At 68.6% G+C, this 25005-nt stretch carries 26 protein-coding genes and 1 pseudogene; 12 read left to right on the top strand and 15 right to left on the bottom strand.

Annotation, left to right across the window (positions count from 1 at the left end):
• Window positions 1-4: 4 nt before the first annotated feature.
• Together AZG88_RS02865 and AZG88_RS02860 are read right to left on the bottom strand one after the other, a co-directional pair.
• Window positions 5-748 carry an IclR family transcriptional regulator gene (locus tag AZG88_RS02865; RefSeq protein WP_061045394.1) on the bottom strand — a complete coding sequence of 248 codons (744 nt, stop codon included), beginning with the start codon at window positions 746-748 and terminating at the stop codon, window positions 5-7.
• Complete coding sequence (locus tag AZG88_RS02860) at window positions 748-2262, bottom strand: APC family permease (protein ID WP_061696979.1); 1515 nt, start codon at window positions 2260-2262, stop codon at window positions 748-750. The genes AZG88_RS02865 and AZG88_RS02860 overlap by 1 nt, the downstream gene beginning before the upstream one ends.
• 226 nt (window positions 2263-2488) lie before the next feature.
• Between AZG88_RS02860 and AZG88_RS02855 the strand changes: the two genes are divergently transcribed.
• Genes AZG88_RS02855 through tatA form a run of 3 tightly spaced genes read left to right on the top strand, consistent with a single transcriptional unit; the run spans window position 2489 to window position 4939 of the window.
• Complete coding sequence (locus tag AZG88_RS02855) at window positions 2489-4069, top strand: flavin monoamine oxidase family protein (protein ID WP_037182666.1); 1581 nt, start codon at window positions 2489-2491, stop codon at window positions 4067-4069.
• Window positions 4070-4097: 28 nt separating this feature from the next.
• On the top strand, window positions 4098-4772 hold the full coding sequence (locus AZG88_RS02850; RefSeq protein WP_005252048.1) for a Rid family hydrolase: 675 nt from the start codon (window positions 4098-4100) through the stop codon (window positions 4770-4772).
• Window positions 4772-4939, top strand: coding sequence for a Sec-independent protein translocase subunit TatA (gene tatA, locus AZG88_RS02845; protein ID WP_005252050.1), 168 nt, complete (start codon window positions 4772-4774; stop codon window positions 4937-4939). Before AZG88_RS02850 ends, tatA begins: the two co-directional genes overlap by 1 nt.
• A 53-nt stretch (window positions 4940-4992) precedes the next feature.
• Here the strand turns inward: tatA and AZG88_RS02840 are convergent, their stop codons facing one another.
• The 10 genes from AZG88_RS02840 to AZG88_RS02795 all read right to left on the bottom strand — a co-directional run bounded on the left by AZG88_RS02840 (window position 4993) and on the right by AZG88_RS02795 (window position 12294).
• Entirely contained in the window at window positions 4993-5823 is an 831-nt protein-coding gene (locus AZG88_RS02840) for an ABC transporter permease (RefSeq protein WP_005252052.1), read from the bottom strand.
• The gene (locus tag AZG88_RS02835; protein ID WP_005252054.1) at window positions 5820-6806 is read right to left on the bottom strand and encodes a daunorubicin resistance protein DrrA family ABC transporter ATP-binding protein; all 987 of its coding nucleotides are present in this window, start codon (window positions 6804-6806) and stop codon (window positions 5820-5822) included. The genes AZG88_RS02840 and AZG88_RS02835 overlap by 4 nt, the downstream gene beginning before the upstream one ends.
• Before the next feature lie 148 nt (window positions 6807-6954).
• A complete protein-coding gene (locus AZG88_RS02830) occupies window positions 6955-7869 on the bottom strand; it encodes a hypothetical protein (RefSeq protein ID WP_061696978.1) in 915 nt (304 codons plus the stop codon).
• 169 nt (window positions 7870-8038) lie between these two features.
• A complete protein-coding gene (gene menE / locus AZG88_RS02825) occupies window positions 8039-9184 on the bottom strand; it encodes an o-succinylbenzoate--CoA ligase (RefSeq protein WP_061696977.1) in 1146 nt (381 codons plus the stop codon).
• Window positions 9181-9480 carry a DUF3349 domain-containing protein gene (locus tag AZG88_RS02820; RefSeq protein ID WP_005252058.1) on the bottom strand — a complete coding sequence of 100 codons (300 nt, stop codon included), beginning with the start codon at window positions 9478-9480 and terminating at the stop codon, window positions 9181-9183. The genes menE and AZG88_RS02820 overlap by 4 nt, the downstream gene beginning before the upstream one ends.
• A gap of 2 nt (window positions 9481-9482) precedes the next feature.
• Window positions 9483-9836, bottom strand: coding sequence for a DUF3349 domain-containing protein (locus tag AZG88_RS02815; protein ID WP_061044614.1), 354 nt, complete (start codon window positions 9834-9836; stop codon window positions 9483-9485).
• A gap of 45 nt (window positions 9837-9881) precedes the next feature.
• On the bottom strand, window positions 9882-10148 hold the full coding sequence (locus AZG88_RS02810) for a hypothetical protein (RefSeq protein WP_005252061.1): 267 nt from the start codon (window positions 10146-10148) through the stop codon (window positions 9882-9884).
• Between the two features lie 9 nt (window positions 10149-10157).
• Window positions 10158-11366, bottom strand: coding sequence for an inorganic phosphate transporter (locus tag AZG88_RS02805; RefSeq protein WP_061696976.1), 1209 nt, complete (start codon window positions 11364-11366; stop codon window positions 10158-10160).
• A 79-nt stretch (window positions 11367-11445) separates the two neighbouring features.
• The gene (locus tag AZG88_RS02800) at window positions 11446-11841 is read right to left on the bottom strand and encodes a VOC family protein (RefSeq protein WP_005252063.1); all 396 of its coding nucleotides are present in this window, start codon (window positions 11839-11841) and stop codon (window positions 11446-11448) included.
• A 3-nt stretch (window positions 11842-11844) separates the two neighbouring features.
• The gene (locus AZG88_RS02795; RefSeq protein ID WP_005252065.1) at window positions 11845-12294 is read right to left on the bottom strand and encodes a hypothetical protein; all 450 of its coding nucleotides are present in this window, start codon (window positions 12292-12294) and stop codon (window positions 11845-11847) included.
• Window positions 12295-12447: 153 nt separating this feature from the next.
• Here AZG88_RS02795 and AZG88_RS02790 point away from each other — a divergent pair.
• Window positions 12448-14774 (top strand): annotated as a pseudogene (locus tag AZG88_RS02790) (arylsulfatase).
• 4 nt (window positions 14775-14778) lie between these two features.
• Here the strand turns inward: AZG88_RS02790 and AZG88_RS02785 are convergent.
• On the bottom strand, window positions 14779-15672 hold the full coding sequence (locus AZG88_RS02785; RefSeq protein ID WP_005252069.1) for a 1,4-dihydroxy-2-naphthoyl-CoA synthase: 894 nt from the start codon (window positions 15670-15672) through the stop codon (window positions 14779-14781).
• A 73-nt stretch (window positions 15673-15745) separates the two neighbouring features.
• On the opposite strand from AZG88_RS02785, the gene AZG88_RS02780 reads away from it, so the two are divergent.
• Genes AZG88_RS02780 through AZG88_RS02770 form a run of 3 tightly spaced genes read left to right on the top strand, consistent with a single transcriptional unit; the run spans window position 15746 to window position 17897 of the window.
• The gene (locus AZG88_RS02780) at window positions 15746-16399 is read left to right on the top strand and encodes a PaaI family thioesterase (RefSeq protein WP_061696975.1); all 654 of its coding nucleotides are present in this window, start codon (window positions 15746-15748) and stop codon (window positions 16397-16399) included.
• A 4-nt stretch (window positions 16400-16403) separates the two neighbouring features.
• A complete protein-coding gene (locus tag AZG88_RS02775) occupies window positions 16404-17405 on the top strand; it encodes an o-succinylbenzoate synthase (RefSeq protein WP_061696974.1) in 1002 nt (333 codons plus the stop codon).
• A gap of 45 nt (window positions 17406-17450) precedes the next feature.
• Window positions 17451-17897, top strand: a complete 447-nt coding sequence (locus AZG88_RS02770) for a DUF6918 family protein (protein ID WP_005258295.1) — start codon at window positions 17451-17453, stop codon at window positions 17895-17897.
• Window positions 17898-17950: 53 nt separating this feature from the next.
• On the opposite strand, the gene AZG88_RS02765 is transcribed toward AZG88_RS02770, so the two are convergent.
• The gene (locus AZG88_RS02765) at window positions 17951-18778 is read right to left on the bottom strand and encodes a siderophore-interacting protein (RefSeq protein ID WP_061696973.1); all 828 of its coding nucleotides are present in this window, start codon (window positions 18776-18778) and stop codon (window positions 17951-17953) included.
• A gap of 62 nt (window positions 18779-18840) precedes the next feature.
• On the bottom strand, window positions 18841-19437 hold the full coding sequence (locus AZG88_RS02760) for a flavin reductase family protein (RefSeq protein WP_005252074.1): 597 nt from the start codon (window positions 19435-19437) through the stop codon (window positions 18841-18843).
• Between the two features lie 93 nt (window positions 19438-19530).
• On the opposite strand from AZG88_RS02760, the gene menD reads away from it, so the two are divergent.
• The 5 genes from menD (at window position 19531) to AZG88_RS02735 (ending at window position 25005) form a co-directional block, all read left to right on the top strand.
• Complete coding sequence (menD, locus tag AZG88_RS02755; RefSeq protein ID WP_061044607.1) at window positions 19531-21156, top strand: 2-succinyl-5-enolpyruvyl-6-hydroxy-3-cyclohexene-1-carboxylic-acid synthase; 1626 nt, start codon at window positions 19531-19533, stop codon at window positions 21154-21156.
• Window positions 21153-21593 carry a DUF3592 domain-containing protein gene (locus AZG88_RS02750; RefSeq protein ID WP_005252077.1) on the top strand — a complete coding sequence of 147 codons (441 nt, stop codon included), beginning with the start codon at window positions 21153-21155 and terminating at the stop codon, window positions 21591-21593. The genes menD and AZG88_RS02750 overlap by 4 nt, the downstream gene beginning before the upstream one ends.
• A 72-nt stretch (window positions 21594-21665) precedes the next feature.
• The gene (locus AZG88_RS02745; protein WP_197487772.1) at window positions 21666-22811 is read left to right on the top strand and encodes a glycosyltransferase family 4 protein; all 1146 of its coding nucleotides are present in this window, start codon (window positions 21666-21668) and stop codon (window positions 22809-22811) included.
• A gap of 56 nt (window positions 22812-22867) precedes the next feature.
• Entirely contained in the window at window positions 22868-24244 is a 1377-nt protein-coding gene (locus AZG88_RS02740) for an NAD-dependent succinate-semialdehyde dehydrogenase (protein ID WP_005252080.1), read from the top strand.
• A 62-nt stretch (window positions 24245-24306) separates the two neighbouring features.
• On the top strand, window positions 24307-25005 hold the full coding sequence (locus AZG88_RS02735) for a demethylmenaquinone methyltransferase (protein ID WP_061696971.1): 699 nt from the start codon (window positions 24307-24309) through the stop codon (window positions 25003-25005).

Genomic DNA, 25005 nt, shown 5'->3' with positions numbered 1-25005 from the left:
GGCCTCAGGCGGGGACCCGGCCGCTCACCCGGGCCGCGCACGACCGCAGGAGGTCGGTGAGTTCCGGATCGTCGACGGCCAGGCGTCCGGTCTTGCCGATCGCCGCAAGGCAACCGACCACCGCGTTCTGCGCATCGTGCACCGGGACCGCGACGGCGCTGCGGCCCACCCGCACCTCGTCGACCTCTCGGGCCGAACCCGTGTGACGGACGGCGTCGAGTTCGCCCTGCAGCGCGGCGATGTCCGTGACGGTCCGCGACGTGACGCGGCGCAGGCTCGGCGGCACCAGGTCCGGACGGGACGCGAGGAGGATCTTGCCGATGGCGGACGCGTGCAGGTGCGCGGCGATCGTGTTCTCGCCGCTGAGTTCGTGGTCGGGGTCCCGGTCGACGAGTCGCACCCGGCCGCCCGCGAACGACGCCAGATGGATCCCGAAACGCACCTGTTCGCGCAGTTCTTCGAGTACGGCGTGGTGGTCGACCGGGTCCGGCGCCGCATCCGCCCCCGCCAGCTGCCTGGTCCGCCGGCCCAGCGCGAACCCGGACAGATCGGCGATCCGCACCAGATAGCCGTCGGCGGTCAGGAGATTGAGCAGCCGGTATGCCGTGGCCTGGGGGATCCCCGCGTGTGCGGCGATGTCTCGCGCGGTCGCCCCGGACCCGAGCTGAGCCACGGCCTCGAGCAAAGCGAGTGCCTTCTGCACGGCGCGTGGTTCGTGGCCCGCGATCTCCCCCGCTCGGGCGCCCATCACCGGGACCCGGGGGTACGTCCAGCCGCCGTCAACGCGAGGTTCCCGGCGGCGTCCGTGGCGAACACCCCGGCTCCCGGCAGCACATCGTCTGTTTCCGCGGTGTCGAACACACCCATCGACCGCAGGCTCGCCGGGTGGCGCCATCGCAGGTACAGCTGCCACGCTGAACCCGACAGCAACAGGGTCAGCACCACGGTGGGGACCATCGCGAAGCCGTGCGCAACGTTCACGAACAGCATGTAGGCCAGGACGAGTCCACCGGCGGCGCTGCCCGCGACTCCCGCCACCAGGACGAGGGGAGTGTGCTCCCCGATCCGGCTGAGGAACCGTACCGACGCCACGGCCACCAGCACGTACGCCGCGACCACCGCAGTCCTGGCAATCAACTGCACGTGACCGAATCCGGTCGACTTGCCGACGATGCCGAATGTCGCGGCACCGAGGCACACGGCGCACACGATGACGGTGAGGGCCGCGCACGGGGTGCGGTAGCCGCGGTGCACCCGGGCGAACAGACGCGGCACGACTCGTTCGATCCCCATCGAATACAGCAGGCGCGACGCGGCATTCGACGACGCCATCGCCGACGCCAGCCACGACGTGCCCAACCCGAGGTTCAGGGCGATCACCACGGCCGGGTCGACCCCGGTGGCGGTGCCGTGCAGATACGCGTTGACCAGGGTGTCCGTTCGACCGGACCAGGCGGCCCACGCCGAGAAGATGAACAGGGCGCCGCAGATCATCGGCGTGAGCATCACGGTGCGGGTGACGGTGGCGAGCGGGCGCTTGGCCTCCGGCCCGAAGAACGTGGCGCTCTCGAAGCCGGCCAGGGCGAACACCGCGGCCAGCGTCATGAGCAGCGGCCCGTATGCCGATTCGGACGGCGGCACCGCGGCGTGCTGGCCGCCCGCGCCGGTCACGATCATCAGGCCGACGATGAACAGCAACGAGCACGATTCGACGGCGAGGATGGCGAGGGCCGCGAACCGCACCCCGCGGACCAGACAGGCGAGGATCACGATCGCGATCCCGGCGTACACGAGGAGGCGTTCGGCGGGTTCGCGCAATTCCAGCCCGAAGAAGCCGAGCGTCGCGATCACAGCCTGGCCACCGTGGTACAGCGTCATCACCGCACTGCCCACGTACTTGGTCAGCATCGCGACACCCGCCGTCAGCGCGGCTCGCGTGCCGAGGCCCTGGAACACGAAACTGTAGAGGCCGCCCGCGGCCGCCATGCGTCGCGTGAACTGCGAGACGCACACCGCGATCAGGGAGACCACCACCGTCGCGACGACGATCGTGATCAGACCGCTCAGCAGCATCTGGTGGGTGAACATGGTGACGGGCAGGACCACCATCGACACCGCAGGAGCCGTCGTGGCCACCGACTGGGCGAGAACCTCGAAGCCTGACAACTGCCGCCTGCCCAGCGCACGCAGCGGCGACAGGGCCTGACGTTCGGGCTCGCCGGTGGCGAACGAACGCGCGATGGCGTCGGAAAGGGCTGACATGCGCGTGAAACTAGCCGGGTCGTGTTGCCGAAAAGTTTCGGTTTCGGGTCGAACTCCGACTCGGGAGTGAGAACGGCCCGCGCCCGTTCTCGCTCGCCGGCCTCAGACTGTTTCGCCGCCGACAACTTCCCGACTCGCGTCCCTCCCAGGATGAATCCGGACAAGTTACCCGGGTCGCCGGGCGCAAGAATGGGAGCGCGAATTGGCATTCACACGTAGATCTTTCATGAAGGGCCTCGGGGCCACCGGAGGCGCAGGCCTCGCGTACGGCGCGATGTCGACGCTCGGGCTCGCACCGTCGACCGCTGCGCCCGCCCGCACCTTCCAGCCGCTCGCGGCCGGCGACCTGATCGGCAAGGTGAAGGGCAGCCACTCCGTGGTCGTGCTCGGCGGCGGCCCCGCCGGTCTGTGTTCGGCATTCGAACTGCAGAAGGCCGGGTACAAGGTGACGGTCCTCGAGGCCCGCACCCGGCCCGGTGGCCGCGTCTGGACCGCACGGGGCGGCACCGAGGAGACCGACCTGAGCGGCGAGACGCAGAAGTGCACGTTCTCGGAGGGTCACTTCTACAACGTCGGCGCCACCCGCATCCCGCAGAGCCACATCACGCTCGACTACTGCCGCGAACTCGGCGTCGAGATCCAGGGCTTCGGAAACCAGAACGCCAACACGTTCGTGAACTACCAGAGCGGCACGTCGCTGTCGGGCCAGTCCGTCACCTACCGGGCCGCGAAGGCCGACACGTTCGGCTACATGTCGGAGCTGCTGAAGAAGGCCACCGATCAGGGCGCCCTGGACCAGGTGCTGAGCCGGGAGGACAAGGACGCGCTGTCGGAGTTCCTCAGCGACTTCGGTGACCTGTCCGACGACGGCCGCTACCTCGGATCCTCGCGTCGCGGTTACGATTCCGAGCCCGGAGCCGGCCTGAACTTCGGCACCGAGAAGAAGCCGTTCGCGATGCAGGAAGTGATCCGCAGCGGCATCGGCCGCAACTTCAGCTTCGACTTCGGCTACGACCAGGCGATGATGATGTTCACCCCGGTCGGCGGCATGGACCGGATCTACTACGCGTTCCAGGACAGGATCGGCACCGACAACATCGTCTTCGGCGCCGAGGTGACGTCGATGAAGAACGTGTCCGAAGGCGTCACCGTCGAATACACCGCCGGCGGCTCGAAGAAGTCGATCACCGCCGACTACGCGATCTGCACGATCCCGCCGCACCTCGTCGGACGACTGCAGAACAATCTGCCCGGCGATGTGCTCACCGCGCTGAAGGCGGCCAAGCCGTCGTCGTCCGGCAAGCTCGGCATCGAGTACTCGCGCCGGTGGTGGGAGACGGAGGATCGCATCTACGGCGGCGCATCCAACACCGACAAGGACATCTCGCAGATCATGTTCCCGTACGACCACTACAACTCCGATCGCGGCGTGGTCGTCGCCTACTACAGCAGCGGCAAGCGTCAGGAGGCGTTCGAGTCCCTCACCCACCGCCAGCGGCTCGCCAAGGCGATCGCGGAGGGCTCGGAGATCCACGGCGAGAAGTACACCCGCGACATCTCGTCGTCGTTCTCGGGCAGCTGGCGGCGCACCAAGTACTCCGAGAGTGCCTGGGCGAACTGGGCGGGCAGCGGCGGCTCGCACGGCGGGGCGGCCACTCCCGAATACGAGAAGCTGCTCGAACCCGTCGACAAGATCTACTTCGCCGGCGACCACCTGTCCAACGCCATCGCCTGGCAGCACGGCGCCCTGACGTCCGCCCGCGACGTCGTCACCCACATCCACGAGCGCGTGGCCCAGGAAGCCTGACACATCCGAAGAACAAGGAGCCCGAACAGTGAAGTCTTTTCGTACCAAGGCCGTGACCGCCGCGCTCGCCGCATCCGCTCTGATCGCCGGGGCGACGTCGTGCTCCTCCGAGGAGGCGGCAGCGGAAGCGCCCGGCAGCGCGTTCGTCTCGAAGTCCGTTCTCGAAGCCGGCGAGGCGAATCCGATGATCGCGCAGGGTGTGGCCATCGGTGGCGGCACCGCCGTCTACAAGTCGAGCGGTATCGGTCCGGGCGCGTCCAACAAGGCCGCACCCGAGAGCACCCCGGAGTCGTACATCGACACCGACGTGTTCGCGGGCGGCGCACTCCCGGCCGGAGTCACGATCACCGAAGCGCAGGGCATCAACGCGCTGAAGCGGATTCGCGACAATCTCGAGGCACAGGGGCTGACGCTCGAGGACGTCGTGACCATGCGGGTGTTCCTCGACAACGCCCCCGGCACCGACCGCGCCGACTACGCCGGCTGGAATCGTGCCTACCGGCAGTTCTTCGCGAACACCAACCTCGACACCGGCGACACCGAACTGGTTCCGCTCGGCACCGCGGAGCCGGCCGCCCCGATGGAACGGAACTCCGCGCGTCCCAGCCGGTTCGCGCTCGAGGTCGCGAGCCTGCCCGCCGCGGGCTGGCTCGTCGAGGTCGAGGTGGACGCCGTGTACCCCGACGGTGAGAAGCCCCAGTAGTGGGTGCGCTGAGCCCGAGCCACTGGGCGATCATCGCGGTGGTGCTCGTGGTGCTGTTCGGGTCGAAGAAACTTCCGGACGCCGCCCGCGGCCTGGGACGCTCGATGCGGATCCTCAAGACCGAGGTGGGGGAGTTGCAGGCGGACGCCCCCGAACTGGAGAAATAGGCGAAGCGAGCCGGTGGACCCCGCGCCCACCGGCTCGCTTCGTTCTTCGGGTGTCAGGCCTTACGCATGTACGTCCGGACCGTCAGCGGTGCCATGATCGCGACGATCACGGCGGCGCCGAGCAGCGACCACACGACGTGGACACCGAAGTGGCCGTCGTTGACGAGTTCACGCACCGCGGTGACGACGTGCGACACGGGGTTGACGTTCACGAACGCCTGCATCCAGCCCGGCATCGTGTCGGCGGGCACGAACGCGTTGGACATGAACGTCAGCGGGAACAGGATGAGCATCGAAATGCCCTGCACCGACGACGCTTTGCTCATCAGGACGCCCATCAGGGCGAAGATCCAGCTGATCGAGAAGGCGCAGACGATGACGAGCGCGCCGGCCGACACCACCCCGACGACACCGCCGCCGGGCCGGTACCCCATCGCGATACCGACGGCGAACGTGATGGTCGTGGCGATGCCGTACCGCACGACGTCGGCGAGGAGCGCACCGGACAGCGGCGCGATGCGGGCGATCGGCAGGGACTTGAAGCGGTCGAAGACGCCCTTGTCCATGTCTTCCCGCAACTGGGTGCCCGTCACGATCGACGTGGTGATCACTGTCTGGACCAGGATGCCCGGGATGATGATCGGCAGATACGACGCCACGTCGCCGGAGATGGCGCCACCGAAGATGTACGTGAACATCAACGTGAAGATGATCGGCTGGACGACGACGTCGAACAGTTGCTCCGGGTTGTGCTTGATCTTGAGCAGTCCTCGGTACGCCATGGTCAGCGTGTTCGCGACGGACTGCTCGAGGCTGATCCGGTTCCGGGCCTCCGGAATCGGTTGGGGGCCCGCGTGAGCGCGGGATTCGAGGGTGGTGGTCATGCGACGCTCCGTTCGGTGTCGGCCTCGGTGGCGTCTGCGCCGTGGCCGGTGATGGTGAGGAAGACCTCGTCGAGACTCGGCTTCTGGACGGTGATCTCGTCGACGGCGATCCCGTGGTCGCGCAGTCGGATCAGGAGTTCCACGGTGAGCGACGGATCGGTCATCGGCGCGGTGAGGCGGCCGATCTCCGGGGTGATCGCGACCTCCACACCGAGGGTGTGGGCGATCACCGAACGCGCGTCGTCGGTCTGTCCGCGATCGACCAGCGTCAACTGCAGCGAGGAGACGCCCACGGACGCCTTCAACTCGTCGGCCGTGCCGTCCGCGATCACCTTTCCGCGGTCGATGACGGCGATCCGATCGGCCAGCTGATCCGCCTCGTCGAGGTACTGCGTGGTGAGCAGCACCGTCGACCCGTCCGCGACCAGCCTGCGGATGGTGTCCCACATCTGGGCGCGCGTCCGAGGGTCCAGACCCGTCGTCGGCTCGTCGAGGAACAGCAGCGGGGGATGGGCGATCAGGCTGGCCGCGAGGTCCAGACGTCGACGCATGCCGCCCGAGAAGTTCTTGAGCGGCTTCGTCGCCGCCTCGGTGAGGTCGAACTCCTCGAGCAGTTCCGTGCACTTGCGGCGGGCATCACCCCGGCTCAGGCCGAGCAACCGGGCGAAGATCACCAAATTCTCGACCGCCGACAGGTCCTCGTCGACGGACGCGTACTGGCCCGTGACACCGACCAGCGAGCGCACCGCGTTCGGTTCGCGCACCACGTCGTGGCCGAAGATGCGGGCCTCGCCGCCGTCCGGACGCAACAGCGTCGCAAGCATCCGCACTGTCGTGGTCTTACCGGCGCCGTTCGGGCCGAGCACTCCGTACACCGACCCGGTCGGAACGGACAGGCTCACGCCGTCGACGGCGCGCTGACGGCCGAAGAGCTTCACGAGCCCGTCGGCCTCGATGGCTGGGGGAGTTGCAGTGAGGTTCATGCCGTAGACGATGCAGCCCGCCACTTGCAGCCGGCTTGCACGCCTCTTGCACGGGCTTGCGGGCGCTGTCGTCGGGTGGATTCACGGACATTGGTCGGAATCAGGGGCAATTGCGTCGGAATCCGGCGAATGTCTCGGCGAACGTCGGTCAGCGCCGGTGCTCCGCGCGTGCGCACGCCCTGTCGAAGCGCGCCTTGACGGCGGCGAAGTCGAAGAGGTCCCGCCACGTCCACCGGACGACCTCGTACCCGGCGTCGCGGATCGCGTCCTCCCGGAGTTTCTCCCGGTGGACGGCGACTGCCGCCTGGCCACCGTCGACGCCGTATTTCCCCATGCCGTCGAACTCCCCGACCACGCCGCATTCTGTCCAGAAGAAATCGGCCCGGACGAGGAAGGCGCCGGTGTCGTCGTGAAGCACGTGCTGGAGTTCGGGTGGCGGCAGGTCGTGCTGGCGGATCCGGATGCGGCTCAGCGATTCCCCCGGGCTCTCGCTGCGACCGTCCAGGAAGCCCGCTGCCCGCCGCGCCGTCGCGATGCCTTTGCGAGGTCCCGCCCGGCCGACCTCGTCCAGAATCTCGTCGAGCGTGACGAGTCGACGGTGCAGCGCCGAATCGCCGACAACGACGGCCTGGTCGAACTTCGAGATGCGTGCGGTGTCGACCACAGTCCGGGCGGGGGAGGTGACCGCCAGCCCGCCCAGGGTGACGACGTCGGTTGCGTCGAACGGTGTGGCGTGGACGTGGATTCCCGCGGTTCGGCCGCCGCCGGAGGCGTGGTTCCTCGTCAGATGCACCCGTTCCAGCGAAAGGTCGCCGAGATCCATGCCGTGCAGAAGTGCCGCAGACGTGTGGCTCACCACGATGCCGGGTGGGCGCGACTGCAGGGCTGCCGCAATGCGGGCCCGGTGCAGCGCAGGCGCATCGAGTGCGGCGAAGCGCTCGTCGGAGACGTATGCCCCCGCCGCGATTCGCACGAGACGTCCGGAATCGCGGGCATGCCGGATCTCGGAATCGGTGACGCCGTCGGCCAAGGCTCTGCGTCGGAAGATCACGTCGTCGCTCATGGCGACATCGTGCCCCACCCCGCAGTGGTGATCGGTTCGCTCACCTGGGCTTTCGCGGAGCCTGTGGATAGAGGTCGGCGTGTGGACAACAGCATCCGCGTGGATGTTGGCCAGACGCGCGGAAATTGCGGGCGCAGCTGGCCAATGTCTACGCAGACAGGAGGACCCGCTAGCCGAACCGCGATTCCAGCGCGCGCCGGTCGATCTTCCCCGGACCTCTGAGGGGGAGGGTGTCGACGAGGTGCAGTTCGCGTGGGGCGGCGGTGGGGTCGAGGGTGCGTTCGACGAAGGAACGGAGTTCGGCGAGTGTCGGTTCGGTGCCGGGCTCGGCGACGACGACGGCGGTGACGCGGCGCCCCAGTCGCTCGTCGGGGAGGCCGATCACCGCGCATTCCCGGACGGCGGGGTGCGCGACGAGAGCCGCCTCGACCACCTGCGGGACGACGGTGAGACCGCCGGTGGAGATGGCTTCGTCGAGTCTGCCGGAGATGCCGAGGACGCCGTCGGTGACGGCGCCGGCGTCGTCGGTGCGGAACCAGCCGGGTTCGGCGAACGCCGGATGGTCGGGGAGTCCGCGGTAACCGGATGCGAGCATGGGCCCGCCGAGGAGGACGCGGCCGTCACCGTCGATCCGTACTCGGGCACCGTCGAGGGGAACCCCGTCGTACACGCACCCGCCGCACGTCTCGCTCATTCCATACGTACGGACGACGGTGATGCCGGCGTCGACGGCGCGACGCAGGACGGGGGCGGGGGTCGCGGCTCCGCCGAGGAGGACGGCGTCGAGTGCGGCCAGCGACGCCACGGCTTCGGGGTGGTCGAGGGCCTTGACCAGCTGGGTCGGAACGAGGGAGGTGTAGCGGCGGGGGCCGCTCATCGACGCGACAGCGTCAGGCAGCGCACCGGGGTCGAAGCCGTCGGTCACGTCGATCACCACCGGCTCGGTGCCGGCGAGGACACTGCGCAGCAACACCTGCATGCCCGCGATGTGGTGGGCGGGCAGGGTCAGCAGCCAGGAGCCCGGACCGCCGAGCCGCGCGTGCGTCGCCTCACCGCTGGCGCGGAGTGCGGCCGCGGAGAGCATGGCCCCCTTCGGCACTCCCGTCGTGCCGGACGTCGCGACCACGAGGGCGACACCGTCGTCGATCGGCTCCCCGGGGCGCAGTGCGTCCGTCAGTCGGCGGGTTTCCCGCTCGTCCGGGGCGGGGACGGGGAGCGCGGCCGGGGCGGTTCCGTCGAGGATCGCCGACAGCTGCGGCAGGATGCCGAGAACCCCGACGCCCGACGGGACGGGCAGGACCTGCAGTTCGCTCACTGGGCAGGCCCGGCCAGCGGCCAGCCGCCTGCGGCGAGATTGCTGCGCACCCGGTCGACGTCCGACTCCAGCGGCAACTCGTCGGTGACCTTGGTGATGAGCACCTGGATGTCGGTCTTCTCGATGGGCAGGTCGCCCTCCTCGACGAGGGCGTCGGCGACGGCGTCCACCTCGTCTTCCGACAGACGGCGGGTGAGCAGCGCGAACAACGGTATGTAGTCCTGCTCGGGCACGCCGTTCGGGTAGCCGGCTCGCAGCCAGCCGATGATGGAGGAGAGAAATGGTGGAAGGCTCATGGCTAGCCGGCGTCGCGGGTTTCTTCCGTGTCGCCGGAACCGTCGCCGCATTCGGCGTCGGGTCCGACCGGCCACCCTCCGGCCTCGAGGTTCTCCGTCACCCGGGCGACGTCCTCCTCGGACGGTTCCTCGTGGGTGATCTCGCTGATGAGACGGCGGATGTTGTCGTAGTCGACGTGGCGTTCGGGTGTCTCGTGGGCCGTCTCGATGGACAGCGCGACGACCTGTTCGATTTCCTCGTCGGTGAGACGGCGACGCAGCACGGCCAGCAACGCGAAATGGTCCTTCGCCGGGATTCCCTCGGGGTACCCGGCGCGTAGCCAGTCGAGCACGGAGCGAAGTGAATTCTTGGGCACGCGTTCGGCTTCTTTCGTCGATGGAACGGGACTCGTGGTCGCCGCTCAGAAGATGTGGATACCGAAGCTGCTGGCCAAAAAGCCCTGCATCAATAGCAGTATCCCAGTGATGATCGCGATCAGCACCACGGCGAAGCAGGCCCAGGCGCCGATCCGGCCTGCGACGGTCGGCTGCGAGACTCCCTCACCGGTGTCCGCGCCGCCGAGAGACCGGAGTCCGAGCGCGAAAATCGCGGGGAGGCCGGCTCCGAACAGCAGTCCGACGAGGACGACCTGCCAGAGCGAGTGGATGGTGGTGGTCAGCAGTGTCATGGCGAGCCCTCAGCGGTTCGTGGCGGGACCGGCGGAGTCCGCGGTCTCGGCCACGCCCGGTTCGGTGGGTTCGGCGGGAACCTGGGTCTCGTCCGACTCCCATTCGGCATTGACGTTGCCGGACGTCACCGGTTGCAGGCGGGAGCGCAGGTACATGAATCCGGCGAGCACGATCAGGGCGGCGAACACGACGAGAACACCGGGCAGACCGCCGATCATGTGGGCGATGACCCAGCACACGGCTCCCACGATCGCCGCGGACGGCAGGGTGACCAGCCACGCGACGGCCATGCGTCCGGCGATGCCCCAGCGGACCTCGGCGCCCTTGCGGCCGAGGCCGGTGCCGAGGATGGAGCCGGTCGCGACGTGCGTGGTGGACAGCGGCAGTCCGAGGTGGCTGGACGTCAGGATGATGGCGGCGGACGAAGACTCCGCGGCCATGCCCTGGGGAGCGGCGATCTCGACGAGTCCCTTGCCGAGGGTGCGGATGATGCGCCAGCCGCCGAGGTAGGTGCCGAGCGCGATGGCGATCGCACAGCTGAGCTTCACCCAGAACGGCATCTCGTCGTCGGCGGACAGGGATCCGTGCGCGACCAGTGCGAGAAAGATCACGCCCATCGTCTTCTGGGCGTCGTTGGTTCCGTGGGCCAGCGACACCAGTGACGCGGAACCGATCTGGCCGAGGCGGAATCCGTGCTCCTTGGTGTCCTCCGGCACGCCGGAGGTGATCCGGTAGACCAGTTTGGTGCCCGCAGTGGCGACCAGTGCTGCGACCACGGGGGCGAGGACGGCGGGCACGACGACCTTGCTGAGCACGCCGCCCCACTCGACACCGCTCGTGCCGATGGACGCGATGGCTGCACCGATCAGTCCGCCGAACAGCGCGTGGGACGAGCTCGACGGCAGCCCGAGCAGCCACGTCGCCAAATTCCAGATGATGCCGCCGACCAGGCCCGCGAACACGATGAGCAGCAGATCCTCGCCGCCCACTTCTCCCAGGTTCACCACGCCCTTGGCGACTGTCGCCGCAACCTCCACGGACAGGAACGCACCGACCAGATTCAACGATGCGGAGAGCGCGACAGCGGCCTTGGGTCGCAGAGCTCCCGTCGCGATCGAGGTGGCCATTGCATTGCCGGTGTCGTGAAAGCCGTTCGTGAAATCGAAAGCGAGGGCGGTGACGACCACCACCAGGAGAACTACGAGCTCTGCGGTCACACCCAGATTGTGCGGATTTCAACCGAAAATGTACAGCTGACGTCCGGTGTACAGGATCACTCCTGCGTATGGGCTCCCGTCAGCTCTCACCCTTCGGGCGGGAGTCGCGGCGGATGGGGTGATCCTCCGGAATCTGCACCAGAACGATCGGGATTCCGTCGGGGTCCGCGATCCACATCTCGAACAGCCCCCACGGTTCCTGCCGGGCCTCGCGGTCGATCTTCACCCCGGCGAGAACCAGCTCGGTCTGGACCGCGGTGAGGTCGCGGACCTGCAGCCAAAGGGCGCCGTCGAAGGAGGACGACTCACCGGTTCCGCCGTGCGCGGCAACTTCGATCAGGCCCTGACCGGCGAAGAACACCGTGCCCCCGGGGTATTCGCGGGCGGTGGCGAGCCCGAGGATGTCGCGGTAGAAGCCCAGCGTCGTCGTGTAGTCGCGCGGCCGCAGAATCGTCCTGCTGCTGAGGATCTCCACCCGTCACCCTCCTTCGCCGGGCCGGGCTTCGTGTCCCGTCCGGCCGTGTGTGCGCCGATCTTCCTTCATCTCCGCCTCGAACAGGTGCCGTCGTCCGTCGGCGAGTTCGTGACGTGCGCCACGTTCGTGCTCGCGCAGCGGCGACCAGTAGTGGTCGTCGAACTCCTCGACGAGCTGGAACGTCCACCGGCCCTCGACGACGTTGCGGCCCACGAGCTCGGACTGCAACCGGTCCGCGACGGCCGCGTGTCCCGCGTCCCGCAGCGCGTCGACGGCTTCACCGAGTTGAAGATCGGCGTGTCCGATCAGTTGATGGAACGAGTAGAGGTGCCCGCGGGCACGCTCGACCGTTTCGAGGGCCTCCGACAACTTCCCGAGCGCGGCGACGGTGTCGTCACTCACTCCGGGCGGACGACGATGTTCCGGTGCGGGGAGCTCGCGGTCGATGCTCATGTGGGTCAGTGTGCCCGAATCGGAGACGCCGCGCGCCCTCTCCCGCCGAGGTGACGAATCCGCCCGCGTATTTCACCCTCCGAGGGTCTACTCGCGCGCGACCGTCCGGTGCTGGACTGGATTCACAGCGTCGGACGACGAGGGGACTGCGCCATGAGTTCGAGCGTGACAGGTGAGCCGATACCGGGTGGCGAATCGTTACCGTTCCCGCCGACGCCGTCGGGAAGTATCGCCGGCCGGACGATGCAGGAGTCGGTGTACAGCCCCCGTCCGAAGGAGCGGCGGCTCCACGACGACGCCCCGAACATTCTGATCGTCCTCATCGACGACGCCGGGCCTGGTCTGCCGAGCGGCCTCGGCGGTGAGGTGAACACCCCGACGCTCGACGCGATGTTGCAGGACGGTGTCGGGTACAACCGATTCCATACGACCGCAATGTGTTCCCCGACCCGGGCGTCACTGCTGACCGGACGCAACCACCATCGCGTGGGGAACGGGCAGATAGCCGAGCTGGCCAACGACTGGGACGGCTACTCCGGCCACATCCCGAGGTCGAGCGCGACGGGGCCCGAAGTGCTGCGCCACTACGGGTACAGCACTGCCGCATTCGGGAAATGGCACAACACGCCGGCCGAGGAGACCACCGCCGCCGGTCCGTTCGACAACTGGCCGACGGGTCTCGGGTTCGAGTACTTCTACGGCTTCCTCGCCGGCGAGGCGTCGCAGTACGAGCCGAACCTGGTGCGTAACACGACGGTGGTGCTGCCTCCCAAGACCCCGGAGCAGGGCTACCACCTCAGTGAGGATCTCGCCGACGACGCCATCGGCTGGCTGCGCAGGCACAAGGCGTTCGACGCCGACAAACCGTTCTTCATGTACTGGGCCAGCGGCTGCCTGCACGGACCGCACCACATCATGAAACCGTGGGCCGACAAATACGCAGGGAAGTTCGACGACGGCTGGGATGCCTACCGGGAGCGGGTCTTCGCGAGGGCGAAGGAGAAGGGATGGATTCCCCCCGAAGCGGAGCTGACCGACCGCGACCCGACGATGGCCGCATGGGACGAGATCCCCGACGACGAGAAACCGTTCCAGCGCCGGCTCATGGAGGTCGCGGCCGGGTATGCCGAACACTGTGACGTCCAGGTGGGCAGGCTGTTCGACGAGCTGGACCGTCTGGGGTACCGGGACGACACCCTGATCCTGTACATCTGGGGCGACAACGGCTCGTCCGGTGAGGGGCAGAACGGCACGATCAGTGAACTGTTGGCGCAGAACGGCATTCCGACCACACCGGCGCAGCACATCGCGGCACTGGAGGAACTCGGTGGCCTCGACGTCCTGGGGTCACCGAAGACCGACAACATGTATCACGCGGGCTGGGCGTGGGCGGGCAGCGCACCCTACAAGGGGATGAAGCTGCTGGCGTCCCATCTCGGTGGCACCCGCAACCCGATGGTCGTGCGGTGGCCGGCGAAGGTGACACCGGACCCGGCACCCCGCACGCATTTCCTGCACTGCAACGACGTGGTGCCGACGCTGTACGACATCGTCGGGATCACCCCGCCGCGGACGGTGAACGGTGTTCCGCAGGACCCGGTGGACGGCGCCAGCTTCGCGCAGACCCTCGTCGAACCCGGCGCGACAGGGGAAAGCTCACCCAGTACTTCGAGATCATGGGCAGCCGGGCGATCTACCACGACGGCTGGATGGCGTCCGCGTTCGGGCCACGCGCACCCTGGGCGGCGGGTGCGCCCGGTGGCATCCGCGACTGGAGCCCGGACGACGACACGTGGGAGCTCTACAACCTGGACGAGGACTGGACCCAGAATCGGGACCTCGCCGAGCAGCACCCGCAGAAGCTGGCGCAACTGCGGGAACTGTTCGCGATCGAGGCCGCGAAGAACAATGCGCTCCCCATCGGCGGCGGGCTGTGGGTCATCGCACTGCATCCCGAACAGCGGATCACGACGCCGTACACGAGCTGGGAGTTCTCCGGCGACACGATCCGCATGCCCGAGTTCTGTGCTCCCGCGCTGGGCAACAAGAACAACCGGGTCACCCTCGACCTCTCCGCGCCGGAGAATCCGAGCGGAGTGCTCTACGCACTGGGAAGCAACGCCGGCGGACTCACGTGCTTCGTCGACGACGGCTACCTCTGTTACGAGTACAACCTGTTCATCCTGATGCGCACCAAGATTCGTTCGACCGTGCCGATACCGCCGGGCACCCGCACGGTGCAGGTGGTCACAGAGTTCGTCGAGGCGCGGCCCGGTGGCCCGCTGAACGTGAAGCTCTGTGTCGACGGCAGTGTCGTCGGGGAGGGGCAGGTGCCGGTGAGCGTGCCGTTGCTGTTCACAGCAAACGACTGTCTCGACGTCGGTACCTGCCTCGGTTCCCCGGTGTCGCTGGACTACTACGACCGGGCGCCGTTCCCGTTCAACGGCACCATCGACCGCATGGCGGTCGAGTACACGTAGGCGCTCAGAAATACCAGGGGTACGGCTTCCAGTCGGGTTCGCGCTTTTCGAGGAACGAATCGCGGCCCTCGACTGCCTCGTCCGTCATGTACGCCATGCGAGTTGCCTCCCCGGCGAACAGCTGTTGACCGACGAGGCCGTCGTCCTGCAGGTTGAACGCGTACTTGAGCATGCGCTGGGCCTGCGGGGACTTGCCGTTGATCTTGGTGGCCCAGTCGATCGCGACGTCCTCGAGTTCGGCGTGGTCGACGACCTTGTTGACGGCGCCCATCTGGTGCATCTCCTCCGCGGTGTACGTCTCACCGAGGAAGAAGATCTCGCGGGCGAACTTCTGGCCGACCATCTTGGCGAGGTAGGCGCTGCCGTACCCGCCGTCGAAGCTGCCGACGTCGGCGTCGGTCTGCTTGAAACGGGCGTGTTCGCGGCTGGCGAGCGTCAGGTCGCACACCACGTGCAGGCTGTGACCGCCGCCCGCGGCCCAGCCGTTGACGAGGCAGATGACGACCTTCGGCATGAACCGGATCAGCCGCTGGACCTCGAGGATGTGGAGACGTCCGGCGCGGGCCTTGTCGACGGTGTCCGCGGTTTCCCCCTCCGCATACTGGTATCCGCTGCGTCCGCGGATACGCTGGTCGCCGCCGGAGCAGAACGCCCAGCCCTCGTCCTTGGGGCTCGGACCGTTGCCGGTGAGCAGCACGGCGCCCACGTCGGACGTCATCCGGGCGTGGTCGAGCGCCTGGTACAACTCGTCGACGGTGTGCGGGCGGAAGGCGTTGCGCACTTCGGGACGGTCGAACGCCACCCGGACGATTCCCTGGGTGACATGCCGGTGGTAGGTGATGTCGGTCAGGTTCTCGAAACCGGGAACCGGTCGCCAGTGCTGCGGGTTGAAAGTCACGGCTCCGAGGTTATCGGGTGCCGTTGACGGGTGTCCGCGCGCGCAGGACTTTGCCCGGGTTTACCGTGCAGGTATGAGCGAACAGGCTGCCGACGTCACCCGTCTCGACGGCAAGGGCGACGACGAGTACGAGCACCACGGCGGGTTCCCCAAGTACGAGCCGGTGACACCCGGTCCGGACTGGCCGCGGTTCGTCGAGGGAATGCGCACGTTGCAGGACCTCGCGGTGTCGGTCGACGCCCCGGACGACGTGCTCACGCAGGCCGCGGACCAGGTGGAGAAGCTGGCCGAACTGCTCGGACCACACGTCGTTCCCGAGGGGCGGTCGCCGGCGGGCCGGACGATCGAGTTGCCGGGCCGGGGGAGTCTCCTCATGCCGCCGTGGAACATCGAGAAGTTCGGGCCCGAGGGCGTGCGCAGCGCGGGCATGTTCCGGCGCTACCACCTCGGTGGCAACGGCGCCGCGCACGGCGGCACGCTGCCGCTGCTGTTCGACGACCTGATGGGCATGATCGTCCACGCGTACGGGCGGCCCATCAGCCGCACCGCCTACCTGCACGTGAACTACCGCGCGATCACACCGCTCGACACGCGTCTGACCGTCGAGGGCAGCGTCGACCGCGTGGAGGGGCGCAAGACGTTCATCACCGCACGGTTGATGCAGGACGACACGTTGCTCGCCGACTGCGAGGCCCTGATGCTCCAGTTGCTACCCGGGCAGCCCTGACCTCGTGACGTCCCTGCCCTCCGTGGACGAGGTCCTGGCCGATGCCGTCGTGGTGAGTCTGCCCATGCGCCTGCGGTTCCGCGGCATCACGACGCGAGAAGCGTTGCTGCTGCGCGGTCCCGCGGGGTGGGGCGAGTTCGCGCCGTTCCCCGAGTACGCGGACGACGAGGCGGCGCACTGGTTGCAGTCGGCGATCGAGGACGCCTGGCTCGGGCCGCCGCCCGCGGTGCGAACGCGGGTGCCGATCAACGCCACCGTCCCTGCCGTCGACGCCGCCCGGGTGCCGGCCGTGCTCGAGCGTTACCCCGGCGCGCGGACCGCGAAAGTGAAAGTGGCCGAACGTGGTCAGACTCTCGACGACGACGTCGCGCGGGTGCGGGCGGTCCGCGCACTCGTTCCGAACGTGCGCGTCGACGCGAACGGGGGATGGTCGGTCGACGAGGCCGAGACCGCGCTGCGGGCCCTGACCGTCGACGGTCCGCTCGAATACGCCGAGCAGCCGTGCGCGAGCGTGCCCGAGCTGGTGGAGGTCCGCAGGCGGATGCCCGACGTGCGGGTGGCCGCCGACGAGAGCATCCGGCGCGCCGAGGATCCGCTGAAGGTCGTGCGGGCGGGCGGTGCCGACGTGGCCGTCGTGAAGGTCGCCCCGCTCGGGGGAATGCGGCGACTGCTGTCGCTCGCGGACGAGTTGTCTTCGTACGGTGTGCCGGTGGTCGTGTCGAGCGCGCTGGACACCGCTGTCGGCATCGCCGCCGGTGTCGCCGCTGCCGCCGCCCTCCCGAAATTGCAGTTCGCGTGCGGTCTGGGTACCGGGGGACTCTTCGAGGCGGACGTGGCCCGCCCCCGCGAATCCGTCGGCGGCGAGCTCACCGTCGAGCCGGTGGTACCCGACGTCGAACGCGTCACGGCTCTCGCCGCGTCCGCGGAGCGTTCACGCTGGTGGATCGAGCGGGCGCGCCGGTGCCATGGCCTGCTCGAACAACGCGGAGTCCGGTTTTTCGTATAGTGTCTGGCCGGACCTGATCGCTCAGTCAATACGGAGGCATTGAAAGTGGTTGCAGCTCTGAACGAAACCCTGCTCGACGAGTCGCGCGTTCCTGCGGTCATCGCAGACGTCCAGGCTCTCATCGACGCGGAGGTTTCGGACAAGTCGGGGGCCTCGGGACTGGCACTCAAGGGTGGATACGGCGCCGTCAAGAAGGTGGGACCGTCGATCGTGCCGGACGCCATCGAGGGCCTGCTGCCGGCATTCGTCACCAAGCTCGAGCCGTACTGGCAGGCCTTCACCGCCAGTGGTGAGGCCGGATTCTCCGAGTACCTGGTCGCGCGTGGCGACGAGGTCGCGGACTCGCTCCTCGGTGTGACCGACGAGCGCATCGAGGGCAGCGACCGCGGTGCTGTCAAGAAGGTGTACTCGTCGCTGCGTCCGTCGGCGAAGAAGAATGTGATCGAGGCACTTCCGCGTCTGGGCGCCCTCGTTCAGAAGCACGCCAACTGAAACCCAGGTGAGTGGCCCGGCGCGCCCGGGCGTGCTGTGCCACTCACCTGTGGTCAGTTGGCGGCGTGGCCGTGGCGCCAGTACCCGGTGAACGAGATGTTCGCCTTCGGGATGTGGCGCTCGTTCACGAGGTGGCGTCGCAACGCCGTCGTCAGCTCGCTCTCACCGGCCACGAACGTGTAGGACGGCCCGGTCGGCAACTGCGCCTGTTTCACGGTGTCGAGCGCGAGCACTCCCGGACGGGCATCGGCGTCCTCGCGCACCAGCCAGTGCACGTTCACGCCGTCACCCACCGAAACTTCCTGAGCGTCTTCGGCATCGGGAATCTCGACGAAGACTTCGGCCCGCAGGTCCCGCGGTGCCGATCGCAGGATCCCGACGATGGCGGGAAGCGCGCTCTCGTCACCGACCAGCAGCTGCCACTCGGCGTCCGGCGTCGGGTTGTAGATCAGGCCCTCGTCGAGGATCGCCACCTCGTCACCTGCCGCGGCCGAATTGGCCCACGCCGACGCGGGACCGAGGTCGCCGTGCGAGGCGAAGTCGATGTCGATCTCGGTGGTGTCGCCGAACGCTCCCGATCCCGCCACCCGGATCTCGCGGATCGTGTAGTTGCGCACGACCGGCCGGGTGTCCTTGGACATCAGCTTGTACTGGGCGTACCAGAGGTTGCTCGCGCTGGTCGGTAGCCGCAGCGTGCTCTGTCCCCGCTGGGGGATGAACATCCGGAACCACTGGTCGAACCCCATCGGGCTGACGGAGTCGAGTTCCTCGCCCGCGATGGTGACGCGGACGAAGTTCGGGCTGATCTGCTTGCCTGCGACAACTCGTGCGGACGCGATCCGGCGATTCTGAGGTTTGACGAACTTGCTGCGTTGAGCCATGGCGTTGGTTACTCCCCCGGATAGCGGTGCGATTTGTCAGGTAAGCCTAACCAATCGATCGGTTACGCGGGGCGACGCGGGCGGTCGAGCATCACGACCTTCGGCGGCAGGCCCCACTCGTTGCGGCCGAGGCGGCTGAGCGGGGCGAGTTCCGCGAAGTCCGGAAGTCCGTCGTCGGCGAGCGACTCTTGCCGCACCGCGACCGTGACGACGTCGCCCATCACCACGAACGAATCACCGACAGGTATCACCTGGTGCAGGGTGCACTCGATGGCGACCGGCGAACCTGCGACCCGCACGGGACGGACCCGTTCGCTGGGTTCGGTGTCGATGCCCAGCGCCGCGAACTCGTCGACCTCGCTGTCGTACGTGGCGGAACTGGCGTTGACCGTCGACATCAGCGGCTCCGTCGCCAGGTTGATCACGAACTCTCCCGTCGCCTCGATGTTGCGGAGGCTGTCCTTCCGGGTGACCGAGGTGAACTGCACCACCGGCGGGTGGGTGCTCGACACCGAGAAGAAGCTGTACGGCGCCAGGTTGGCCACCCCGTCCGCCGACACCGTGGACACCCACGCGATCGGCCGGGGCACGATGGAGGCGGTCAGCACCTGATACATGCGGTGTGGGGGAAGCTCGGCGGGATCGAAGAGAGTGCGCATGCGTTCATGGTGTCAGCGCCCGCGATGTGGCCGTGAACTCACCCGGCGAGGTCGCCGGACGGGGTTGCCGGAGTATCTGACACTCTTGATGTCGTGAACCCGTCCACTGCACAAGCCACCGCGGTCGTCGACGAACTGGTCCGCGGGGGAGTACGCGAGGTCGTGCTCTGCCCGGGTTCGCGCAACGCGCCGCTGGCGTTCGCCCTGCAGGCCGCCGATCTCGAGGGCCGGCTGCGTCTGCACATGCGCATCGACGAACGCACCGCGGGATTCCTCGCACTCGGCCTGGCCGTGGCCGGTAAGCGCCCCGTCCCGATCGTCATGACGTCCGGCACCGCGGTCGCCAATCTCGGACCCGCGGTCCTCGAGGCGAACTACGCCCGGGTGCCGCTCGTGGTGCTCAGCGCCAACCGCCCGTACGAGATGCTCGGCACGGGCGCCAACCAGACCATCGAGCAACTCGGACTGTTCGGCAGCCAGGTGCGCGCGACCATCAGCCTGGGCCTGGCGGAGGACGACGCCGGGCAGAACAGCCAGTGGCGTTCGGCCGTGTGCCGGGTCCTCGCCGCAGCGCGCGGCACGAGGTCGGGCAACGCCGGTCCCGTGCACTTCGACATCCCGCTCCGGGAACCGCTCGTCCCCGACGTCCACGCGCAGGGTCCGGTCCCGCAGGGACGACCGGGTGGGGCCGCGTGGACCACCACCCAGCACGCGACGCTCGACGTGCCGATGGACCTCGACCTCACCCCCGACACCATCGTGATCTCCGGGCACGGGTCCGCGCTGCGGCCCGAACTCGCCGGACTTCCGACGGTCGCCGAGCCGACCGCGCCCCTGCACGGCATTCCGGTGCACCCGATGGCGCTGCCGCAGCTCAAACCGCGGCAGGCCGTCATCACCGGACGCCCCACCCTCCACCGGTCCGTGTCGAAGGTCCTCGCCGATCCGGCGGTGGCCGTCTACGCGCTCACCACCGGCCCCCGCTGGCCCGACGTGTCCGGCAACGTGCTCGCCACCGGAACCCGGGCGGTCGTGTCCGGTGAGCCCGACCGGGCCTGGATCAACCGGTGCCGCACGCTGTCCGAACACACCGACAAGGCGGTGCGCGCCCAGCTCGCCGCCCACCCGAAGGCGACGGGACTCCACGTGGCGGCCGCCGTCATGGACGCCCTGACCGACGGTGACCAGTTGCTGCTCGGGGCGTCCAACCCCGTGCGGGACGCCGCGCTCGTCAGCTATCCGGCGCCGAAGATCCGGGTGCTGTCCAACCGGGGTGTCGCCGGCATCGACGGCACCGTGTCGGCGGCCGTCGGGGCCGCACTGGCCTACGAGGAGGGACGGACGGTGGCCCTGCTCGGCGACCTCACGTTCCTGCACGACGCGTCCGGGCTGCTCATCGGCTCGGGCGAACCCCGGCCCCGGGACCTGACCATCGTGGTGGCCAACGACGACGGTGGCGGCATCTTCGAGCTGCTCGAGCAGGGCGATCCGCAGTACGCGGGGGTGTTCGAGCGGGTCTTCGGAACTCCGCACGGGATGGATCTCGCCGCACTCTGCGCCGCCTACCGGGTGGAGCATCACCTGGTGGGTCTGGGTGAGCTGTCGACGCGGCTGAGCGCGCCCGAGGCGCCCGGCGACCGCGGAATCCGGGTCCTCGAGGTGACCACCGAACGTTCCGGGCTGCGCGAACTGCACGCCGCGGTGCGGGCACAACTGTGAATGCGCGGGTGTCGCGGCGCGTCCGGCGGGGGGTGCTGGTGGCGGCGATCGGCATCTCGGTCCTGGCCGTGCTCCTCGTGCTGGCCGCCTGGCGCAACGACCACACCATCCAATCCGACCGGGGCGTGGCCACGGCGGAGGTGCTGTCGGCGGGCTCGCTGCGGTCGGCCATCAGCTTCGTCACCCCTGACGGGGTCACGCACAATCCTGAACTGGGCGTGCTGTACCCGACGAAGCTCACGGTGGGGCAGCGCATCGACGTCGAGTACGCCCGCAGCGACCCCGACCTGGTGCGGGTGTCCGGACGCGACGCCAGCGTCGCCGTAGTCCCCGCCGGTTCGCTGATCGTCGTGACCTGGCTGATCGCGGGACCGGCGATCTGGTACCTGCGGCGGCGGGAGAGTTCCGCGGAGGCCCAGCAGGCCGTGTCATCCTGAGTTTCCCGGAACTTCGCGCGACGGTCACGTCGATCTCGCTGCTGTGACCCCGAGCACTGCCACGCTGAGCGCGTGAGAGTAGCCATCGTCGCGGAATCGTTTCTTCCCAACATGAACGGTGTCACCAACTCGGTGCTGAGGGTCCTCGACCACCTCCAGCGCACCGGACACCAGGCGATGGTCGTCGCCCCGGACACGGTCGGATCGCAGACGTCCGCGCCGACCGAACACGGCGGCGTACCCGTCCACCGGGTGCCCGCGGTGATGGTGCCGAAGGTCAGTTCGCTCCCGGTGGGTCTGCCGCAGCCCGGACTCACCGCCGCGCTGCGGGCGTTCGACCCCGACGTCGTGCATCTGGCGTCGCCGTTCCTCCTCGGGGCGGGCGGGCTCGGTGCGGCGCACCGGCTCGACGTTCCCACGGTCGCGGTGTACCAGACGGACGTGGCGGGTTTCGCCGAGAGCTACGGCCTCGGCCTCACCAGCCGCGCGGCGTGGGCCTGGACTCGTCGCATCCACAGAGGCTGCACCCGCACCCTCGCACCGTCCACGTCGGCGGTCGAGGCGCTCGCCGAGCAGAGGATTCCGCGGGTCCACCGCTGGGCGCGCGGCGTGGAGACCGCTCGATTCGCACCGTCCCGGCGCAGCACCGGTCTGCGGGACTCCTGGCTGGGCGGCTCGGACCGGCTGGTCGTCGGATTCGTGGGCAGGCTCGCGCCCGAGAAACACGTCGAGCGGCTCGCCGCACTCGCCGGCGACCAGCGGGTCCGGCTGGTGATCGTCGGCGACGGTCCGGAGCGGGCCCGCCTGCACCGGTTGATGCCCGATGCGGTGTTCACCGGCCAGCTCGGCGGTGTGGAGCTCGCGGAGGCCTACGCGAGCCTGGACGTCTTCGTCCACCCGGGCGAGCACGAGACGTTCTGCCAGGCGGTCCAGGAGGCGCTGTCCAGCGGGGTGCCGGTGATCGGACCGGATGCCGGGGGACCGCGCGATCTGGTCGCACACTGCCGCAACGGCTACCTGCTTCCGGTCGACCGGTTCGGCGAACTGCTGCCGAGCGCCGTCGACGCACTGCGCGATCGTCGCATGCGCGCCCGCTTCGGTGAGGCCGCCCGGCAGTCGGTGCTGCACCGCACGTGGCCTGCGATCTGCGACGAGCTGCTGGGTCACTACGCGGCGGTTGTGGGCTGGCAGGACTTTCGCGAGTCCCGGGCGGCTTGACCACCGCATCGATTCCGGTGGGGAATTCGAGAGGCTGTCTCGTGGTTGCCCGCAGTATGGCGAAGTACAAGACTGTCAATCCCGCGACCGGTGAAACCGTCCGGGAATTCACGACCTTGGACGATGCAGGAGTGGAGTCGGCGCTCTCCCGCGCCCACAACGGATATCTCGACTGGCGGACGACCGCCGCCGAGGAACGCGCCCGGATTCTGGGCCGAACCGCCGATCTCTACGCGGAGCGCGAAGACGAACTGGCGCGGATGATCGCCCTCGAGATGGGCAAACCCGTCCGGGAGGCCAAGGGTGAAGTCAAGCTCTCGTCGGCGATCTACCGCTACTACGCCGACAACGGCCCCGCGCTGCTCGAGGCGGAACGGCTCGACGTGCCGGGCGCGGACGAATCCGTGGTCTACCGCAGGCCGATCGGTGCGCTCGTCGGCGTGATGCCGTGGAACTACCCGTACTACCAGGTCGCCCGCTTCGCGGCGCCGAACCTCATGCTCGGCAACACCGTGCTGCTCAAGCACGCCCCGAACTGTCCGCAGTCGGCACTGCTGATGGAGGAGATCTTCCGGCAGGCCGGTCTCCCGGAGGACGCGTACATCAACGTGTTCGCCACCAACGAGCAGATCGCCGACATGATCGCGGATCCGCGTGTTCAGGGGGTCTCGCTCACCGGCAGCGAGCGGGCCGGGACCAGCGTCGCCGAGACGGCGGGCCGCAACCTCAAGAAAGTGGTGCTCGAACTCGGTGGGTCCGACGTGTTCGTCGTCCTCGACACCAACGATATGGACGCCACGGTCAAGACCGCGACCCGTGCCCGCCTGTCCAACGCGGGCCAGGCCTGCAACTCTCCCAAACGTTTCATCGTGACCGAGCCGAACTACGACGAGTTCGTCTCGAAGCTCGCCGAGTCCTTCAAGGCCACCCCGACCGGCGACCCGCTCGACGCGAAGACCGTCCTCGGGCCGCTGTCCTCGCAGAGCGCCGCGGATTCGCTGATCGAGCAGATCGAGGACGCCATCGCCAAGGGCGCGACACTCCTCGCCGGCGGGAAGAAGATCGACGGCCCCGGCTCGTACGTCGAACCGACCCTGCTCGTCGACGTGACCCCCGAGATGCGGGCGTACAGCGAGGAACTGTTCGGGCCGGTCGGCGTCGTCTACAAGGTCGCCACCGCCGACGAAGCGGTGGAACTCGCCAACTCCTCCTCCTACGGTCTCAGCGGTTCGGTGTGGAGCACCGACCTCGACGGGGCACGTGAGGTCGCCGACCGGCTCGACGTCGGCATGGCCTTCGTCAACGAGCACGGCACCACGCTTCCCGGGTTGCCGTTCGGCGGCGTCAAGCGTTCGGGCGTCGGGCGCGAACTCGGTCCGTGGGGAATGGACGAATTCGTCAACAAGAAGCTCGTGCGGGTCTCCAAGAAGTGACCGCCGCGCCACCGCGCCCGGCGCCGACATCGGCGCCGGGCGCGGTTGGTAGCGTTTCGGGCGTGGCAACTACACACGGTTCGCGGGCGTCGCTCGAAAAGGATCCGCACGAGGTCGCGTCGATGTTCGACGGCGTCGCGAAGCGCTACGACCTCACCAACACGATCCTGTCGTTCGGTCAGGACCGCAGTTGGCGCAAGGCGACGCGCTCGGCCCTGGCACTGAAGCCGGGGGAGCGCGTTCTCGACCTCGCGGCGGGGACCGGGGTGTCGACCGTCGAGCTCGGACGGTCGGGTGCGTGGTGTGTGGCCACCGACTTCTCCAAGGGGATGCTGCAGGCCGGCAGTGGACGCGACGTCCCGATGGTCGCGGGCGACGCGATGCATCTGCCCTACGCCGACGCCGTGTTCGACGCCGCGACCATCTCCTTCGGGCTGCGCAACGTCTCCGACTTCGAGGCCGGTCTCCGCGAGATCGCCCGCGTCACCAAACCTGGCGGACGCCTCGTCGTGAGCGAGTTCTCTACTCCGGTGTTCGGGCCGTTCCGCACTGTCTACATGGAGTACCTGATGAGGGCGCTGCCGCGGGTCGCGCGCGCCGTCAGCAGCAACCCCGACGCCTATGTGTACCTCGCCGAGTCCATCCGCGCCTGGCCGACCCAGCAGGAACTCGCGCTGCGCATCGAGGCCGCCGGGTGGCGGAACGTGCAGTGGCGCAACCTCACCGGCGGTGTGGTGGCCCTGCACCGCGCCACCCGCTGA

It is taken from the genome of Rhodococcus sp. LB1 (assembly GCF_001583455.1).
Lineage (GTDB): Bacteria > Actinomycetota > Actinomycetes > Mycobacteriales > Mycobacteriaceae > Rhodococcus_F > Rhodococcus_F opacus.
Note: the sequence above shows the minus strand (reverse complement) of the source record. Positions and strands in the feature narration are given on the sequence as shown.

Excerpts from the sequence above, each read along its gene's own strand:
- AZG88_RS02865 (WP_061045394.1), bottom strand. The coding sequence starts at position 748 with ATGGGCGCCCGAGCGGGGGAGATCGCGGGCCACGAACCACGCGCCGTG.
- AZG88_RS02855 (WP_037182666.1), top strand. The coding sequence starts at position 2,489 with ATGAAGGGCCTCGGGGCCACCGGAGGCGCAGGCCTCGCGTACGGCGCG.
- AZG88_RS02830 (WP_061696978.1), bottom strand. The coding sequence starts at position 7,869 with ATGAGCGACGACGTGATCTTCCGACGCAGAGCCTTGGCCGACGGCGTC.
- AZG88_RS02840 (WP_005252052.1), bottom strand. The coding sequence starts at position 5,823 with ATGACCACCACCCTCGAATCCCGCGCTCACGCGGGCCCCCAACCGATT.
- AZG88_RS02820 (WP_005252058.1), bottom strand. The coding sequence starts at position 9,480 with ATGAGCCTTCCACCATTTCTCTCCTCCATCATCGGCTGGCTGCGAGCC.
- AZG88_RS02810 (WP_005252061.1), bottom strand. The coding sequence starts at position 10,148 with ATGACACTGCTGACCACCACCATCCACTCGCTCTGGCAGGTCGTCCTC.
- AZG88_RS02780 (WP_061696975.1), top strand. The coding sequence starts at position 15,746 with ATGAGCGAACAGGCTGCCGACGTCACCCGTCTCGACGGCAAGGGCGAC.
- AZG88_RS02860 (WP_061696979.1), bottom strand. The coding sequence starts at position 2,262 with ATGTCAGCCCTTTCCGACGCCATCGCGCGTTCGTTCGCCACCGGCGAG.
- AZG88_RS02795 (WP_005252065.1), bottom strand. The coding sequence starts at position 12,294 with ATGAGCATCGACCGCGAGCTCCCCGCACCGGAACATCGTCGTCCGCCC.
- AZG88_RS02835 (WP_005252054.1), bottom strand. The coding sequence starts at position 6,806 with ATGAACCTCACTGCAACTCCCCCAGCCATCGAGGCCGACGGGCTCGTG.
- AZG88_RS02740 (WP_005252080.1), top strand. The coding sequence starts at position 22,868 with ATGGCGAAGTACAAGACTGTCAATCCCGCGACCGGTGAAACCGTCCGG.
- AZG88_RS02765 (WP_061696973.1), bottom strand. The coding sequence starts at position 18,778 with ATGGCTCAACGCAGCAAGTTCGTCAAACCTCAGAATCGCCGGATCGCG.
- AZG88_RS02760 (WP_005252074.1), bottom strand. The coding sequence starts at position 19,437 with ATGCGCACTCTCTTCGATCCCGCCGAGCTTCCCCCACACCGCATGTAT.